The sequence below is a fragment of the Pedococcus sp. P2_A3 genome, assembly GCF_056405035.1.
The window spans coordinates 78,874-94,336 of sequence record NZ_JBFUCW010000003.1 but is presented as its reverse complement, the minus strand read 5'-3'; the positions used below and the strand labels follow the sequence as shown (position 1 = coordinate 94,336).

Annotated in this window: 16 protein-coding genes; 11 read left to right on the top strand and 5 right to left on the bottom strand. The window is 72.2% G+C overall.

Translation table 11 applies throughout. The features are described 5' to 3' along the window. Window positions 1-167 precede the first annotated feature (167 nt). Complete coding sequence (gene purD / locus AC1DX8_RS03795; RefSeq protein WP_477628574.1) at window positions 168-1,451, top strand: phosphoribosylamine--glycine ligase; 1,284 nt, start codon at window positions 168-170, stop codon at window positions 1,449-1,451. Window positions 1,452-1,543: 92 nt separating this feature from the next. On the opposite strand, the gene AC1DX8_RS03790 is transcribed toward purD, so the two are convergent. Then, window positions 1,544-2,962 (bottom strand): MFS transporter, encoded by a 1,419-nt coding sequence (locus AC1DX8_RS03790; RefSeq protein WP_477628573.1) that lies wholly within the window; start codon window positions 2,960-2,962, stop codon window positions 1,544-1,546. Window positions 2,963-3,113: 151 nt separating this feature from the next. Here AC1DX8_RS03790 and AC1DX8_RS03785 point away from each other — a divergent pair, with 151 nt between their 5' ends. Continuing rightward, window positions 3,114-4,025 carry a phosphoribosylaminoimidazolesuccinocarboxamide synthase gene (locus tag AC1DX8_RS03785; RefSeq protein WP_477628572.1) on the top strand — a complete coding sequence of 304 codons (912 nt, stop codon included), beginning with the start codon at window positions 3,114-3,116 and terminating at the stop codon, window positions 4,023-4,025. Window positions 4,026-4,067: 42 nt separating this feature from the next. Here the strand turns inward: AC1DX8_RS03785 and AC1DX8_RS03780 are convergent, their stop codons facing one another. Next, a complete protein-coding gene (locus AC1DX8_RS03780) occupies window positions 4,068-4,484 on the bottom strand; it encodes a nitroreductase/quinone reductase family protein (RefSeq protein WP_477628571.1) in 417 nt (138 codons plus the stop codon). A gap of 164 nt (window positions 4,485-4,648) precedes the next feature. On the opposite strand from AC1DX8_RS03780, the gene purS reads away from it, so the two are divergent. The 7 genes from purS to AC1DX8_RS03745 all read left to right on the top strand — a co-directional run bounded on the left by purS (window position 4,649) and on the right by AC1DX8_RS03745 (window position 10,347). Next, the gene (gene purS, locus AC1DX8_RS03775) at window positions 4,649-4,909 is read left to right on the top strand and encodes a phosphoribosylformylglycinamidine synthase subunit PurS (RefSeq protein WP_477628570.1); all 261 of its coding nucleotides are present in this window, start codon (window positions 4,649-4,651) and stop codon (window positions 4,907-4,909) included. Next, complete coding sequence (purQ, locus tag AC1DX8_RS03770) at window positions 4,906-5,577, top strand: phosphoribosylformylglycinamidine synthase subunit PurQ (RefSeq protein WP_477628569.1); 672 nt, start codon at window positions 4,906-4,908, stop codon at window positions 5,575-5,577. Before purS ends, purQ begins: the two co-directional genes overlap by 4 nt. Beyond that, window positions 5,574-7,889, top strand: coding sequence for a phosphoribosylformylglycinamidine synthase subunit PurL (gene purL, locus AC1DX8_RS03765; protein ID WP_477628568.1), 2,316 nt, complete (start codon window positions 5,574-5,576; stop codon window positions 7,887-7,889). Before purQ ends, purL begins: the two co-directional genes overlap by 4 nt. A gap of 76 nt (window positions 7,890-7,965) precedes the next feature. Beyond that, window positions 7,966-9,138, top strand: coding sequence for a sensor histidine kinase (locus AC1DX8_RS03760; protein ID WP_477628567.1), 1,173 nt, complete (start codon window positions 7,966-7,968; stop codon window positions 9,136-9,138). Window positions 9,139-9,332: 194 nt separating this feature from the next. Continuing rightward, window positions 9,333-9,695 (top strand): sterol carrier family protein, encoded by a 363-nt coding sequence (locus AC1DX8_RS03755; RefSeq protein WP_477628566.1) that lies wholly within the window; start codon window positions 9,333-9,335, stop codon window positions 9,693-9,695. A gap of 30 nt (window positions 9,696-9,725) precedes the next feature. Next, on the top strand, window positions 9,726-10,118 hold the full coding sequence (locus AC1DX8_RS03750) for a VOC family protein (RefSeq protein WP_477628565.1): 393 nt from the start codon (window positions 9,726-9,728) through the stop codon (window positions 10,116-10,118). A 4-nt stretch (window positions 10,119-10,122) separates the two neighbouring features. After that, the gene (locus AC1DX8_RS03745) at window positions 10,123-10,347 is read left to right on the top strand and encodes a hypothetical protein (protein ID WP_477628564.1); all 225 of its coding nucleotides are present in this window, start codon (window positions 10,123-10,125) and stop codon (window positions 10,345-10,347) included. A 6-nt stretch (window positions 10,348-10,353) separates the two neighbouring features. Here AC1DX8_RS03745 and AC1DX8_RS03740 read toward each other — a convergent pair whose 3' ends face one another. From AC1DX8_RS03740 to AC1DX8_RS03730, 3 genes are read right to left on the bottom strand one after another with little or no spacing between them, the layout of a single operon-like run. Then, window positions 10,354-11,388: a Gfo/Idh/MocA family protein gene (locus AC1DX8_RS03740; RefSeq protein ID WP_477628563.1), complete on the bottom strand. Its 1,035-nt coding sequence runs from the start codon at window positions 11,386-11,388 to the stop codon at window positions 10,354-10,356. 53 nt (window positions 11,389-11,441) lie between these two features. Beyond that, on the bottom strand, window positions 11,442-12,245 hold the full coding sequence (locus AC1DX8_RS03735) for a spermidine synthase (protein ID WP_477628562.1): 804 nt from the start codon (window positions 12,243-12,245) through the stop codon (window positions 11,442-11,444). 4 nt (window positions 12,246-12,249) lie between these two features. Further along, window positions 12,250-13,296 (bottom strand): zinc-dependent alcohol dehydrogenase family protein, encoded by a 1,047-nt coding sequence (locus AC1DX8_RS03730; RefSeq protein WP_477628561.1) that lies wholly within the window; start codon window positions 13,294-13,296, stop codon window positions 12,250-12,252. Between the two features lie 237 nt (window positions 13,297-13,533). Here AC1DX8_RS03730 and AC1DX8_RS03725 point away from each other — a divergent pair, with 237 nt between their 5' ends. Continuing rightward, on the top strand, window positions 13,534-14,508 hold the full coding sequence (locus AC1DX8_RS03725; protein ID WP_477628560.1) for a Vgb family protein: 975 nt from the start codon (window positions 13,534-13,536) through the stop codon (window positions 14,506-14,508). Between the two features lie 81 nt (window positions 14,509-14,589). Further along, the gene (locus tag AC1DX8_RS03720; RefSeq protein WP_477628559.1) at window positions 14,590-15,453 is read left to right on the top strand and encodes an LLM class flavin-dependent oxidoreductase; all 864 of its coding nucleotides are present in this window, start codon (window positions 14,590-14,592) and stop codon (window positions 15,451-15,453) included. Window positions 15,454-15,463: the final 10 nt, after the last annotated feature.

Here is a 15,463-nt window from a genome sequence, read left to right as displayed (position 1 = left end):
GAGATGTCCCCCCTGCCTCCCCGGGACGCCGCGCACTCATGTCCGGCCCACTTCCGCCGGCCCTCTTCCTTCGGTCCGCCCCGTCGCCGCGTCGCCGCGCCCCGGCGTCGCCGCCGCTCGCGCGGCCCGGTCGGCTGGCTCCTGCTGGACTCTCTACGCTGGACCCCGTGAAGGTTCTCGTGATCGGTTCCGGTGCCCGCGAGCACGCCATCGTCAAGGCGCTCGGCGCCGACCCGGAGGTGGACGCGGTCATCGTGGCCCCGGGAAACCCCGGCATGGACGCCGTCGCCCTCTGCGAGGCCCTCCCCGGGGGCGTCCTCGACGGTGCGGGCATCGTGGAGCTGGCCCGCCGGCATACCGTCGACCTGGTCGTGATCGGGCCCGAGGCTCCGCTCGTCGCGGGGGTCGCCGACGTCGTGCGGGACGCCGGTCTGGCGGTCTTCGGGCCATCGGCCGAAGCCGCCCAGCTCGAGGGCAGCAAGTCCTTCGCCAAGGAGGTCATGGCCGCCGCGGACGTGCCCACCGCGATGGCGCGCGTCTGCACCACGCTGGACGAGGTCGCCGACGCGCTGGACGCACTGGGCGCTCCCCACGTGGTCAAGGACGACGGGCTGGCTGCGGGGAAGGGGGTCGTGGTGACCAACGACCGCGCCGAGGCGCTCGCCCACGCCGAGTCGTGCCTGGCCAAGGAGGGTGGTGTCGTGGTGGTCGAGGAGTTCCTCGACGGGCCCGAGGTCTCGCTCTTCTGCCTGTGCGACGGCAGCACGGTCGTGCCCCTCGCGCCAGCCCAGGACTTCAAGCGGGTGGGCGACGGCGACCAGGGCCCGAACACCGGCGGGATGGGTGCCTACAGCCCTCTCGACTGGGCGCCGGGGTCCTTGGTGGACGAGCTCGTCACCCGGGTCGCCCAGCCGACGGTCGACGAGATGGCCCGCCGCGGCACGCCGTTCTCCGGCGTGCTCTACATCGGGGTGGCCGTCACTCCGCGCGGCCCGCGCGTCATCGAGTTCAACGCGCGGTTCGGCGATCCCGAGACCCAGGTGGTGCTGGCCCGGCTCCAGACCCCTCTCGGCGGCCTGCTCCGGGCGGCCGCCACCGGCGCTCTCGATGGCGTGGGCGCGCTGCACTGGTCCGACCAGCACGCCGTGACGGTGGTCGTCGCCTCGCACAACTACCCCGGCACTCCTCGCACCGGTGACCCGGTGACGGGGCTCGAGGAGGCCTCTGACGTGCCGTCGGTGTACGTGCTCCACGCGGGCACCGCGCACTCCGACGACGGCACGCTGGTCTCCGCCGGGGGCCGGGTCCTGTCGGTCGTGGCGCTCGGCGACAGCCTCACCCAGGCGAGGGAGCGCGTCTACGAGGCAGTCGACCAGATCGAGCTCGAGGGGTCGCACCACCGCACCGACATCGCCCTGGCCGCCGAGCGCGAGGAGCTGCACGTCGGCTGAGCGAGACCACCCGACGTCTGGCCACCGGTGGGGCACCAAGGCCAGGTCCTGGGGTCCCGGTGGGACACCAGTGGCCAGAGGTGGAGGCTGGGTCAGCCCGCTCGGCGCGCGGCGGCCACCCCCACGGCGCCCACGGCCGCGCAGGCGGCCAGCGTCGTCGCGAACAGCCACCCCGGAAGGTCTGGCGCCTGCCACGCGATGAGGGCTCCCGCCGCGGCCAGCCMGACCGCCTGGGCGACTGACGCCGTGAGGCTCGACGCGGCGGTGATCCGACCCTGGTCGCCCACCGGCGCGAAGAGCAGCAGCTGGGTCGAGAGCGTGGGTGAGACGATTCCCATGCCGAGACCGGCGACCCCCCAGAGCGCCAACCCGGCGACGACGGGCAAGGCGTCGAGGCTCGTCAGGGCCGGCCCGAGGACGCCGACGGTGATGAGGGCGAACCCGATCGCCAGGCGCCGCACGGCCGGCACCCGTCGCTGCACCACATCGAGACCGTGCAGCTGCGACCCGGCCGCCCACGAGAGGCCGGTGACGGTGAGGCTCGCGCCCGCGGCGGCCGGCCCCAGGCCGTGGATGGTCGTCAGCATCAGGGGCAGTAGGCTGCCAGCCGTGCCGAAGGCCGCGGCGACGAGTCCGCGCAGCGCCACCAGCGCGGGTATGCCGCGGGCGAACCGCAGCGTCCCGGCCGGCAGGACCGTGCGGACCGCGGGCAGCGTGCAGGCGGTGCCCGCCAGCGCCAGCGCGAGGCCGAGCAGCTCCACGGGACCGGAGCGACCCAGGAGCGACCCGCCTGCGGTGAGGGCGGCCAGCCCCGCGGCAGCGAGGGCGGCGGCGCGCACGGCGCGGTGCTCGCGGCGCGTCCACGCCTTCGTCGCCTCCGCGGGGGTGGTGGCTGCGCCCTCGGCGCGCATGGCGCGCCGGAGCAGGAACCACGCGGCCGGCAGCAGCCCGACGCCGATCGCGAAGACCGACCGCCACGAGAGCGCTTCGGTGAGGAGCCCGGCAATCGGCGAGCCGACCAGCGACGGGAGCACCCACGCCGCGGCGAACGCCGCGAACACCTTGGCCCGCAGCTCCTCGGGCATGGTGCGCGCGAGCAGGACGGTGAGCGAGACGTCCATCAGCGCCTCGGCGATCCCCGACCCGAACCGGCCCAGGGCGAAGACGGCCATCCCCGGGGCGAGGGCCATCGCGACCTGCGACGCGGCGAAGACCAGMATCCCGGCCTGTAGGGGTCGCACCGGTCCTCGGTGGTCGGCCCACGCCCCGGCGACCACCGTCACCACGACGAAGGACACGAGGGGGGCGGCGCTCGCCGCCCCGAACAACCACAGCCCGTCCAGGTCGCGGGCGACGGTGGGCAGGACCGTCATGGTGGCGCGGTTCTCGAACGCCCCCAGGGTGACCAGTGCGACCGCTCCCAGGGCGAAGGGGAGGTGGGCCCGGTCCAGCAGGGAGGCGGCGCGTGCGGGGGTGTCTGTGTCTGCGGCGTCGGGGGTGGCGATGGGCATGGGCACGAGTGTGGAAGTTCAAGTACACTTCAAGTCAAGCCGACCAACCTTGCCCACTCGTTGCTCTGCGGTGGTCGGGTGGCCTCCAAACCAGGCTGGAGTGACGACCTGGGGGCACCGCGTGGGTTCAACGGCTGGGAGGATGTCGGCCATGACGTCCTCCCAGCCCGACGTGCCCGTCGACCTTCCCGGCTACGCCCACGTCTACTCGGGCAAGGTCCGCGACCTCTACGCCCCACTCGACCCCTCGGGCGCGGCTCGCGACGACCAGCTGCTGCTCGTCGCCAGCGACCGGCTCTCGGCCTTCGACTTCATCCTCGAGACGCCGATTCCCGACAAGGGCGCGGTCCTGACCCAGCTGTCGCTGTGGTGGTTCGAGCAGCTCGAGGACCTCGTGCCCAACCACGTCGTCTCGACCGAGGTGCCGGCTGAGGTCGCCGGGCGGGCCGTGCTGGTGCGACGCCTGGAGATGCTCCCGGTCGAGTGCGTCGCCCGCGCCTACCTCACCGGTGGTGGGCTGCGGGAGTACCAGGCCGACGGTCACGTGAGCGGCGTGCGGCTCCCTGAGGGGCTCGTCGACGGGTCGCGGCTCCCTGAGCCGGTCTTCACGCCGTCGACGAAGGCGCCCGTGGGGGAGCACGACCAGCCGATGCCGTATGCCGACGTGGTGGCCGCCGTCGGCGAGCGCACCGCCCAGCGCGCCAGCGACCTGACCACTCGCATCCTGGCCCGGGGCAACGAGATCGCCGCCGCGCGTGGCATCCTCATCGCCGACACCAAGGTGGAGTTCGGCCTCGAGGGCGACGAGCTCGTCCTGGCCGACGAGGTCCTGACCCCTGACTCGTCGAGGTTCTGGCCGGCCGACCAGTGGGAGCCCGGCCACACCCAGCCGTCCTTCGACAAGGAGTTCGTCCGCGAGTGGCTGACCTCCCCGGCGAGCGGGTGGGACAAGGCCTCCGGCCAGGCCCCGCCGCCGCTGCCCGACGACGTGCTCGAACGCACCCGCGCCAAGTACGTGGAGGCCTACGAGCGGCTGACGGGGCGCACCTTCACGGCTGGGTGAGCCGGCACCCGCCACGGCCCAGGTGTGGCAGCCGCAGGACGGTCAGCGGGGTGTCAGCAGTGCCACGGGGATGGTTCGGCCGGCCTTGCGGCCGTACTTCGCCACCCCCGGGAGCTTGGCGAGGATGACGTCGTTCCAGGCCGCGTCCCGCTCGGAGCCGTGCAGCTCGCGGGCCGACGCGCGCACGCGTTCGTCGCGCACCTGCAGGTCGGTCGCGCCGGCTGCCCGCAGGTTGCGGAACCAGTCGGGGTCGCGCGGGCTGCCCGACGCGGTGCCCCACACGAGGTAGCCGTCAGGCTGGCGGATCGCCCTGACACAGGTCGAGCGCGGCGTGCCGCTGCGGCGACCGGGGGTGGTCAGCATGACCACCGGGGCGTCCTTCGTGCCGCCCATGGCGCGACCGTTCAGCCGCCGGTACATCGCGGCGCCGATGCGGGTGGACCATTGGGCCATCGACATGGCACGAGTGTCCCGCGTGGCGACCCGCTTGAGAAGGTTCCGCTGCTCACGACGGGAGGGACGTCCGCCGGGTGACCGCGCGGCATACGCACGGCGTGGGCGCGGATAGACTGCGCGTGCTTCCTTCCCCTGCACCACCCCGCTGCAACCCAGGAGACACCCGAATGGGCCACGTCGTCATCGACGTCATGTTGAAGCCAGAGATCCTCGACCCCCAGGGGCAGGCCGTGAACGGGGCGCTCCCCCGGCTCGGCTTCGAGCAGTTCACCGACGTGAGGCAGGGCAAGCGGTTCGTCCTCACCGTCGACGGCGAGGTGACTGACGAGCACCTCGCGGCCGCGGCGGAAGCAGCCGAGAAGCTGCTCTCGAACCCGGTGATCGAGGACGTCGTCAGCGTGCGTGCGGCAGAGGACCCCGACCAGTGAAGGTCGGGGTCGTCACGTTCCCGGGCTCGCTCGACGACCGTGACGCGGCCCGCGCCGTGCGGGCTGTCGGTGCCGAGGCGGTCACCCTCTGGCACGGCGACGCCGACCTCAAGGGGGTCGACGCGGTCATCCTCCCGGGCGGCTTCTCCTACGGCGACTACCTCCGCTGCGGTGCCATCGCCCGCTTCGCGCCCGTCATGGACGCGCTCATCCCCGCCGCCCAGGGTGGCCTGCCCGTGATCGGGATCTGCAACGGGTTCCAGGTGCTGTGCGAGTCGCACCTGCTCCCCGGCGCGCTGATCCGCAACGACCACCGCAAGTTCAACTGCGTCGACCAGCGCCTCGTCGTCGAGAACGCCTCGACGGCCTGGACCTCCGACTTCGAGGCGGGTCAGGAGATCACCATCGTCCTCAAGAACGGCGAGGGTGGCTTCGTGGCCGACGAGCGCACGCTCGACGAGCTCGAGGGCGAGGGGCGCGTCGTCTTCCGGTATGCCGGTGACAACCCCAACGGCTCCTACCGCGCCATCGCGGGCATCACCAACGACCGCGGCACCATCGTGGGGCTGATGCCCCACCCCGAGCACTGCATCGAGGAGGGCTACGGCCCCTCGACCGACGGGCTCCCGTTCTTCACCTCCGTCCTGAAGGCACTGGCCACCGCATGACCGCGCACCCCACGACCGCCCCGGTCGACAAGCCCGTCCTCGACACCGTCGCCCACGCGGCGCAGACCCCCGACGTCGACCAGCCGTGGGTCGAGCTCGGCCTGAAGGCCGACGAGTACGCGAACATCCGCGAGATCGTGGGCCGACGCCCCACCAGCGCCGAGCTGGCGATGTACTCCGTGATGTGGTCGGAGCACTGCTCCTACAAGTCCTCCAAGGTGCACTTCTCCCTCTGGGGCGAGAACACCACCGACGAGATGCGCGAGAAGCTGCTCGTCGGCATCGGCGAGAACGCCGGCGTCGTCGACATCGGCGACGGCTGGGCGGTGACCTTCAAGGTCGAGTCCCACAACCACCCGTCCTACGTCGAGCCCTACCAGGGCGCCGCGACCGGGGTCGGCGGCATCATCCGCGACATCATGTCGATGGGGGCGCGCCCGATCGCGATCATGGACCCGCTGCGGTTCGGCAACCTCAACCACCCCGACACCCAGCGGGTGCTGCCCGGGGTCGTCGCGGGCGTCGGGGGCTACGGCAACTGCATCGGCCTGCCGAACATCGGCGGCGAGGTCGTCTTCGACGACTGCTACCAGGGCAACCCCCTGGTCAACGCCCTCTGCGTGGGGGCGATGCGGATCGAGGACATCCACCTTGCGAAGGCGTCCGGGGTCGGCAACAAGGTGATCCTCTTCGGCGCCAAGACCGGCGGCGACGGCATCGGCGGCGTCTCGGTGCTCGCCTCCGAGACGTTCGACGAGGGTGGCCCCACCAAGCGACCTGCCGTCCAGGTGGGCGACCCGTTCGCCGAGAAGGTGCTCATCGAGTGCTGCCTCGACCTGTATGCCGCGCACGTGGTCGACGGGATCCAGGACCTCGGCGGGGCCGGCCTGTCCTGCGCGACGAGCGAGCTGGCCTCCAACGGCGACGGCGGCATGCAGATCGAGCTCGACCGCGTGCCCCTGCGCGACGCGTCGCTGCGGCCTGAGGAGATCCTCATGTCGGAGAGCCAGGAACGCATGATGGCGGTCGTCGAGCCCGGCAAGCTCGACGAGTTCATGGCGATCACCGATCGCTGGGACGTCGAGGCCACCGTGCTCGGTGAGGTCACGGATGGCGACCACCTCGTCATCACGTGGCACGGCGAGGTCATCGTCGACGTCCCGCCGCGGTCGGTCGCCCACGAGGGGCCGACCTACCACCGCCCACTCGAGCGGCCGGCATACCTCGATGCGTTGCAGGGCAACGGCACTGACACGCTCGGGCGCCCGGTGGACGGCTCCGGACTCAAGTCCGACCTGCTCACCCTGCTGGCCTCCCCGAACCTGTGCGACAAGTCGTGGGTCACCGACCAGTACGACCGCTACGTGCTCGGCAACACCGCGCTCGCGATGCCCGACGACGCGGGAGTGGTGCGCGTCGACGAGGAGACCGGTCGTGGCGTCGCGGTCTCGACCGACTGCAACGGCCGGTTCGCCAAGCTCGACCCGTATGCCGGCGCGCAGCTCGCGCTCGCGGAGTCCTACCGCAACGTGGCGACCGCCGGGGCGACGCCGCTGGCCGTGACCGACTGCCTCAACTTCGGCTCTCCGGAGGACCCGGGCGTGATGTGGCAGTTCCGCGAGGCGGTCAAGGGCATCGCCGAAGGGTGCAAGGCCCTCGGCATCCCCGTGACCGGCGGCAACGTCAGCTTCTACAACCAGACCGGTGACGTCGCGATCCACCCCACGCCGGTCATCGGCGTGCTCGGGGTGATGGACGACGTCGCCCGCCGCACGCCCTCCGGGTGGAAGACCCCGGGCCAGGTCATCTACCTGCTCGGCACCACCGGCAACGAGCTGGCCGGTGGCGAGTGGGCGCACGTCGTGCACGGCCACCTCGGGGGCCTGCCGCCGAAGGTCGACCTGGCGGCGGAGCAGCTGCTCGGCGAGATCCTCGTCAACGCCAGCCGTGACGGCCTGGTCGACGCGGCCCACGACCTGTCCGACGGCGGACTGGCGATCGCGCTGGCCGAGGCGACGATGCGCTACGGCACCGGGGCCCGGATCTGGCTCGACGCGGTCTGCGAACGCGACGGCATCGACGTCTTCACCGCCCTCTTCAGCGAGTCCACCGCCCGCGTCGTCGTGTCGGTGCCCCGCTCGGAGGAGGTGCGGTTCACCGACATGTGCACTGCCCGCGGCCAGGTGCACGCCCGCATCGGAGTGGTGGACGACGAGACCGACGGCCTCGACGTCCAGGGCCAGTTCTCGGTGTCGCTCGACGAGCTCCGCACTGCACACACCTCCACTCTTCGGTCGGTCTTCGGCGGGTGAAAGGCCAAGCACCCCAGCCTGGTTCGCTGCGCTGGGTAGGCTTGGTCCTCTCGGGGGCGAACACGAGGAGCAGGGCGTGAGATCAGTCGGCGACCTGGCGCGACGCCAGGTCATCGAGCAGTACGACGTGCTGGGCGCTGCCGCCGAGCCGGACCTGCAGGGGCTCGTCGAGCTGGCGGCCATCCTCTGCGGCGTGCCCACGGCGGTCGTCAACATCATCGACGACCGGTCCCAGCACCAGATCGCCGCGGTGGGGTTCTCGCCCGGCGTCTGTGCGCGGGAGGACTCCATGTGCGCGGTCGTCCTCGACCAGGCGCGCCGCATCGAAGTGTTCGACGCCCGTGATGACGCACGCTTCGCCGACAACCCGTTCGTCACCGGTGAGGTCGCCAAGGTGCGCTTCTACGCGTCCAGCCCGCTGATCACCCCCGACGGCGTCGTCATCGGCACGCTCTGCGTGTTCGACGACTCGACCGGTGAGCTGGGCGCACAGGCTGCGCACGGGTTGGACGTGCTCGCCCGTCAGGTCGTCGACGTCCTCGAGCTGCGGCGCACGGCCCGCGAGCTGGCCCGGTCGAACGAGCAGCTGGCCCAGTTCGCCGGGCAGGTCAGCCATGACCTCGCCAACCCCCTGGCTGCCCTCTCGGGGTTCCTCGAGATGGCTGCCGACAGCGAGTCCCTCGACAGGGAGTCCGAGGTCGCCCAGGCCCTCGGACGGGCCGAGCTGTCGGCGCAACGGATGAAGCACCTCATCTCCGACCTGCTCGACTACGCGCAGGTCGGCGGCCGGCTCCGCCCCACCCAGGTCGACGTCGGCCTGCTCGTCGCCGACGTCCTCGACGACCTCAGCGCCCAGGTGCGCGCAGCGGGCGCCATTGTCGAGGTGGGTGAGGTGCCGGTCGTCACCGCCGACCAGACCCTGCTGCGGGCGCTGGTCCAGAACCTCGTCGCCAACGCCGTGAAGTTCAGCTCGGCCGGTGGGCGTGCGGCGCGCATCGCGATCACCGTCGAGCCCGTCACGGGCGGGTGGCGCCTCGCCGTCGACGACGACGGCCCCGGCGTGCCCCCGGAGCAGCGCGACCGGGTCTTCGGCCTCATGGAGCGCGGCAGCCAGGACCACGTCGAAGGGCTGGGCATCGGCCTGAGCACGTGCCAGCGGATCGTCGCGGCCCACGGCGGTCGGATGGGCATTGACACCTCGCCACTCGGCGGGGCGAGCGTCTGGGCGATCCTGCCCGACCACGCCTGAACCACCCGGACATGCGAGCGGCCCGGTCGCGCATCCCCCGCGCGTCCGGGCCGTCCGACCCCTGGGTGTCCCCGCCTTGAACAGTACGTCGGGGATCTGACAGCGCCAATGGGTAGAAGGACCCATTCTCCTCCACCGAACGGGTGGACGCGGTGCCGTCACCGGGTGTGGGTGGGCCGTGCGACGATGCCGGTATGCCGCCGCGTCGCCGAGTTCCCGTCGCCGCCGGGCGTGCCGCGGTGGAGGTCTGGCGCTCGCAGGGGGAGGCCACCGCGCGGCCGGACCTCGCGACGGCCGTGCGCTACACGCTGGAGGAGCTGTCCGTCGTCGCCCCGGGGCGCAGCGTCGAGGTGCGGGTCCCGCCGTTCGGGGCGGTCCAGTGCATCAGCGGCACCACCCACACCAGGGGCACGCCGCCCAACGTCATCGAGACCGACGCCCACACCTGGCTCGCGGTGGCGACGGGCGCGCTGACCTGGGACGCCGCCTGGGAGTCCGGCACGCTCCGGGTGAGCGGCCACCGGGCCGACCTCGCGGCATACCTCCCACTCGCCTGACCACCACCCGACCCAAGGAGTCCGATCCGCATGCAGATGAAGCTCGAGCTGGTCCCGCTACCCGTCGCCGACGTCGAGCGGTCCATCGCGTTCTACGCCGACACGCTCGGCTTCACGAAGGACGTCGACGTGCAGCCCGCCGAGGGCGTGCGCATCGTCCAGCTGACGGCGCCGGGGTCGGGCTGCTCGATCGGCTTCGGGACGGGACTCGAGGTCTACCAGGGGGAGCCCGGGAGCATCCGGGGGCTGCACCTCGTGGTGGAAGACATCGAGGCGGCGCGGGCCGAGCTCGTCAGCCGGGGGGTGGACGTGAGCGAGGTCCACGATTTCGGCGGCGGCGTCAAGGGTGCGGAGTACGCCGACCCCGACGGCAACTCCTTCGAGCTGCAGGAGATGGCCTGGCGCCGGGGCGATACGTTCTAGCCCCATGACGACGCCGACACCAGACCAGCAGCGCCAGCACCTCCTCCTCCAGCTGGGGGTGAGCGCACTGGTCGGGCTCGTGGCCCTGGTCCTGCTCCTGAAGACGGACTCCGAGTCGGGAGTCGAGTTCTGGGTGTTCCTGGCCGTCCTGGTGGTGAGTGCGGGCGAGGTGGCCTGGTTCCTCAGCAGGTACCTGCGACACACCCGCGACCGCGAACGGCTCAACTGAGCCGGCTCACTCGCCGGGGAAGCGGACCCCGATCTGGGCGCGGACGTCGTCGAGCGCGTCCATGATGGTCAGGGTCTCGCCGAGCGGCATCAAGGGTGACTCGAGGGCCCCTGAGGTGACCTGCCGGGCCACCTCTGCCGCCTCGAAGTGCAGCCCGTGCCGGGTGTCGGCGTTGGTGAAGCGGTCGAGCTCGGTGCCGTCGGGGGCCACCAGCCGGACCACGGCGCTCGGGCCGTAGAACGGGCCGTCGATCTCGAGCCGTGCCTGCGTGCCGCACACCGCTGCCGTCGTCGGGGTGGCGGTGAGCATCGTCGTCCCGAGCACGCCCATCGCGCCACTGCTGCTGGTGACCCCGATCGAGGCCTGCGAGTCCACCCCCTTGTCGGTGCGCCGACCGCTGGCGGTCACGTCGACGAAGTCGCCCAGCACGAAGTGTGCGAAGGACACCGGGTAGATCCCGAGGTCGAGCATGGCCCCGCCGGCCAGCGACGGCTCCGACAGCCGTGCCGGTCCGTTGGGGTAGAGGCGCTGCCCGTGGTCGGCGTGCACGGTGTGCGCCTCGCCGAGCAGACCGTCCTCGAGACACCGGCGGACCACGTCCATGTGCGGAAGGAACCGGGTCCACATCGCCTCCATCGCGAAAACGCCTGCAGCAGAGGCAGATTCGATGATCTCGCGTGACTCGGTGGCGTTGCGCGCGAAGGCCTTCTCGACGAGCACCGGCTTGCCGGCCGCGGTCGCGAGCATCGCCTGGGCGCGGTGCTCGGAGTGGGGGGAGGCGACGTAGACCACGTCGACGTCCGGGTCGGCGACCAGCTCGTCGTACGACCCGTAGGCCTTGGCGACCCGGAACTCGTCGGCGAAGCCCTGTGCGCGGTCCAGGCTTCGGGAGGCGACCGCCTGGAGCTGCTGGCCCGACGCTGCCCGCAGCGCCGTGGCGAAGGAGTGGGCGATCCCGCCGGGTGCCAGGATGCCCCAGCGCAGGGGTGGGGCGTCGCGCGGATCAGGGGTGCGGGGGGAAGGCAGCGTCAGTGGGGGCACCGGCCCATCATCGGCGCTCGGAGCGGGTTGCGCACGGGTCGTCCCATCAGGTGTCAGCGCAGTCGCCACTCGCCGGGCGCGGTCGGCGGTCGGGGGCTCGGCACGGCGTCCGCGTCGGTGAACGGCCGTCCCGACCCCAGCGCCCGTGTCAGGGCAGCTCCCTCCAGCACGGTGCTGGGGAAGGCCCCACGGGCGACGCTGCGGATGATCGAACCCAGGAGCAACGGTTGCCGTGAACCGACGAGCACGAGGTTGCCGAACCGCCGTCGCTTCCAGATGTCCACCTGGGCGAGGGCGGCAGTGTGGGGCAGGTGCTGGGACAGACCGGCCAGCACCCGCGCTGCGTGTCGGTGGTCGGGCTCGTCGGCGGTGTTCATCACGAGCACCCCGCCGGGCCGCAACACCCGTGCCACGTCGGCGAACCACTCCGAGCTGGTGAGGTCGGCGGGCACCTGGCTCTCGGCATACGCGTCGACGACGACGGCGTCAGCGCTCGAGTCCTTGAGCGCTGCCACTCCCTCGCGTCCCGGCTGGGGGCGCACGCGGATCCGGTGCCCGCGCGGGAGCGGCAGTTCCCGACGCACCTGCTCCGTCAGCGGGGCATCCGGCTCGAGCACGATCTGGGGGGAGCCCGGTCGGGTGGCCTGCACGTACCGCGGCAGCGTCATCRCAGCGCCACCGACGTGGGTCACCGCGACGGGCCCGTCGGGCAGGGAGTCGAGGACGGCGCCGAGGTGCTGGACGTAGCCGAAGACGAGCAGCTCGGGGTCATCGAGGCTGACGTAGGACTGCGGGTAGCCGTCGACGAGGACGGTGCTCCCGCCGTGCTCGTCGACCTCGATCCGGAAGTCCTGCACGGCGTCAGGGACGCACCAGGGACTTGATCGCCCGGCGCTCGTCCATGGCCGCGTAGGCCTCCGCCACCTCGGACAGCGGCACCTCGAGGTCGAACACGAGCCCGGGGTTGATCGCCCCGGAGAGGACGTCGTCGCGCAGCTGCGGCAGGTACTGCCGGGCCGGGGCGATGCCGCCGGCGATGCCGACGTTGCGCACGAACAGGTCCCGCACCGGGTACTCGATGCCGTGCGGCACCCCGACGTAGCCCACGGTCGCGCCCGGGCGGGCGGCCGCGATGGCCGTGGACATCGACTCGTTGGTGCCGACGCACTCCAGCACCGCGTCGGCGCCGACCCCCTCGGTGAGCTCCTTGACGGCGGTGACCGCGTCGTCCCCGCGGACCTCGACGACGTCGGTGGCCCCGAACTCGCGGGCGATCCGTTGCCGCGGCTCGTGGCGTGACATCGCGATGATGCGCTCGGCGCCCATCCGGGCCGCGGCCAGGACCCCGCTGAGCCCGACGGCTCCGTCGCCCACGACGACGACGGTGTCGCCCTCCTGCACGCGGGCGGCCACGGCGGCGTGCCAGCCCGTGCCCATGACGTCAGACAGGCTCAGCAGGCTGGGCACGAGGCTGTCGTCCGGCACCTCCCGGGTGGAGACGAGCGTGCCGTCGGCCAGGGGGACGCGCACGTACTCGCCCTGCCCGCCGTCCACCATCGCGCCGTCGCGGTCGTTCCCGCCCCAGAACCCGCCCGCCGAGCACCGCGACTGGATGCCGACCCGGCAGTGCGGACAGGTGTTGTCGGAGTACATGAACGGCGCCACGACGAAGTCGCCCGGGCGGATGCTGCGCACCTCGGCGCCGACCTCCTCGACGATGCCCACGAACTCGTGACCGATCCGCGTCGGCTCGGTCACGTCGTTGATGCCTCGGTACGGCCACAGGTCGCTGCCACACACGCAGGCGGCGGTCACCCGCACCACGGCGTCGGTGGGCTTGATGATCGTCGGGTCGGGGACGTCGTCGACGCGGATGTCGCGAGGGGCGTTGAGGATGGTGGCCTTCATGGTCCCCAGCCTCCCACGCGGGCCGGAGAGGGGTGCCGCGTGGTGGGCGCGCGGCGACGGTCGTTGCCGGACCTCCCGGGGCTTCGTCACTACGCGGTTTCACGGATGCCGCGTCTCCTGGCGTCCGCGAGAGTGGAGGCATCGGCCCGCACGCCGGAGGAGGCCACCATGCGTTGGGGTTCACGACCGAGAGGCGGCCGTCTCCGGACCGCCGCGGGGATCGTCGCAGCCTGTCTCGTGGCCACCGGGTGCGCCGCGGAAGGCGCCACGCCGTCGAGCCGGGTGAGCACCGGTTCTGCGAGTGCCAAGCCACCCACGACCCCGGGGTGGCCGCCGGTCACGGACATCACCAAGTCCGGCGGCTCGGCTCTCCCCGTCTACGACGCCGACTGGGTGCAGGTGGTCGACGGTCACGCGTGGACCACTCTGGGCTCAGGCGTCGTCCAACAGCTCGATGGCCGGACGGGCAAGGAGCTGGCGGGCGTCAAGGTGGTCGGGGCGACCTGCACGGCCATGGACGTGGGGCACGAGTCGTTGTGGGTAGGCGTCTGCTCGTCACCGTCGAAGCTGCTGCGGATCGACCCCGCCACCGGGAAGGTCGTGGCGCAGATCCTGTTGCCCGGCTTCGTGATTGCGGAGGAGGGGTCGGTGGCCAGCGGCGAAGGAGCGGTCTGGGTGGTCGGGAGCGCGCCCGATCGCCAGCTGCTGCGCATCGACCCGAAGACCAACCGGGTGGTGTCGATGACGCACCTTCCCGAGACGGTGGTCGCGGCGCGCGCCGGCCTCGGCGGCCTGTGGTTGACCGACCCGACCCTCGGGGTGCTCCTGCGGCTCGACCCGCGCACCCAGAAGACGGTGGCCACCGTGAAGGTGGGCGCCGGCGCCCGCTTCTTCGCGGTGGGTGAGGGAGCGGTCTGGGTGCAGAACAACCTCGACGGCACGGTCTCCCGCGTCGACCCAGCGACCAATGCGGTGACGGCGACGATCAAGGTCGACAGCGGGCCGGTCGACGGTGGTGACCTCGCCGTGGGCGGCGGGTTCGTCTGGGCGCGGGTCAGCGACGCGCTCGTGGCGAAGATCGACCCGGCGACCGACACGGTGGTCGCGAGGTACGGACCGCCCGGCGGCAGCGGGAGCGTGGCGGCGGACGACGAGGCGGTGTGGGTCTCCGCCCACGACATCAACGTCGTCTACCGTCTTCCGCTCCACTAGGCGCCGCGACGGCGCACCGAGCCGGCCGCAGGGCCTGCGCACGGTATGCCGCGTGGTCACCACGCGGCATACGCTCGCCGCATGCGCTTCGGCATCACGATCCTCCCTGAGCTCCGCTGGACCGACGCCGCCCCGCTGTGGCGGCGGGCGGAGGAGTACGGCTTCGACCACGCCTGGACCTACGACCACCTGGTGTGGGCCGGGTTGCCGGACGCGCCGTGGTTCGGTGCGCTGCCCACGCTCACGGCTGCCGCGACGGTTACCTCGACGATCAAGCTGGGCACCTTCGTCAGCTCACCGAACTACCGCCACCCCTACGTGTTCCTGCGGGATCTCCTTGCCCTGGATGACATCTCGGCGGGTCGGCTGCTCTGCGGCCTGGGGACTGGAGGTGACCTCGACGCACGGATCCTCGGCGAGGAACAGACCGTGAAGGAGCGTGTCGACCGGTTCCACGAGTTCGTCGAGGTGCTCGACCGGCTCTTCCGCGAGGACCACGTCGACCATGACGGTGCCCACTACCGCACCGTCGACGCGCGCACCCTGCCTGGGCCGCTGCAGCAACCGCGAGTGCCGTTCGTCGTCGCGGCGAACGGGCCGCGGTCGCTCCGGCTCGCGGCCCGGCTCGGCCAGGGCTGGGTGACGTACGGCAAGGGCGGCGACACGCTGGAGGCCTGGTGGGACGGGATCCGCGAGCTCGCCGACCGGCTCGACACGGTCGAGGCCGAGACGGCCAGGACCACCCCCCTCGACCGCTACCTGTCGCTCGACGGGGCGCCGCGGTTCTCGCTGGAGAGCGCGGAGCTCTTCGTCGAGCTCGTCGGGCGCGCCGGGGAGCTGGGCTTCACCGACGTCGTGACGCACTGGCCCCGACCGGACGGTGTCTACGCGGGCAGTGAGTCGGTGCTGGAGGACGTGGCCGGGAGACTCCCCGGCCTCCGATGAGCTCCCCCAC

Coding starts and splice junctions, on each gene's coding strand:
- purS (WP_477628570.1), top strand. CDS start 4,649: ATGGGCCACGTCGTCATCGACGTCATGTTGAAGCCAGAGATCCTCGAC.
- AC1DX8_RS03750 (WP_477628565.1), top strand. CDS start 9,726: ATGCAGATGAAGCTCGAGCTGGTCCCGCTACCCGTCGCCGACGTCGAG.
- AC1DX8_RS03730 (WP_477628561.1), bottom strand. CDS start 13,296: ATGAAGGCCACCATCCTCAACGCCCCTCGCGACATCCGCGTCGACGAC.
- AC1DX8_RS03785 (WP_477628572.1), top strand. CDS start 3,114: ATGACGTCCTCCCAGCCCGACGTGCCCGTCGACCTTCCCGGCTACGCC.
- AC1DX8_RS03745 (WP_477628564.1), top strand. CDS start 10,123: ATGACGACGCCGACACCAGACCAGCAGCGCCAGCACCTCCTCCTCCAG.
- AC1DX8_RS03720 (WP_477628559.1), top strand. CDS start 14,590: ATGCGCTTCGGCATCACGATCCTCCCTGAGCTCCGCTGGACCGACGCC.
- AC1DX8_RS03755 (WP_477628566.1), top strand. CDS start 9,333: ATGCCGCCGCGTCGCCGAGTTCCCGTCGCCGCCGGGCGTGCCGCGGTG.
- AC1DX8_RS03780 (WP_477628571.1), bottom strand. CDS start 4,484: ATGTCGATGGCCCAATGGTCCACCCGCATCGGCGCCGCGATGTACCGG.
- purL (WP_477628568.1), top strand. CDS start 5,574: ATGACCGCGCACCCCACGACCGCCCCGGTCGACAAGCCCGTCCTCGAC.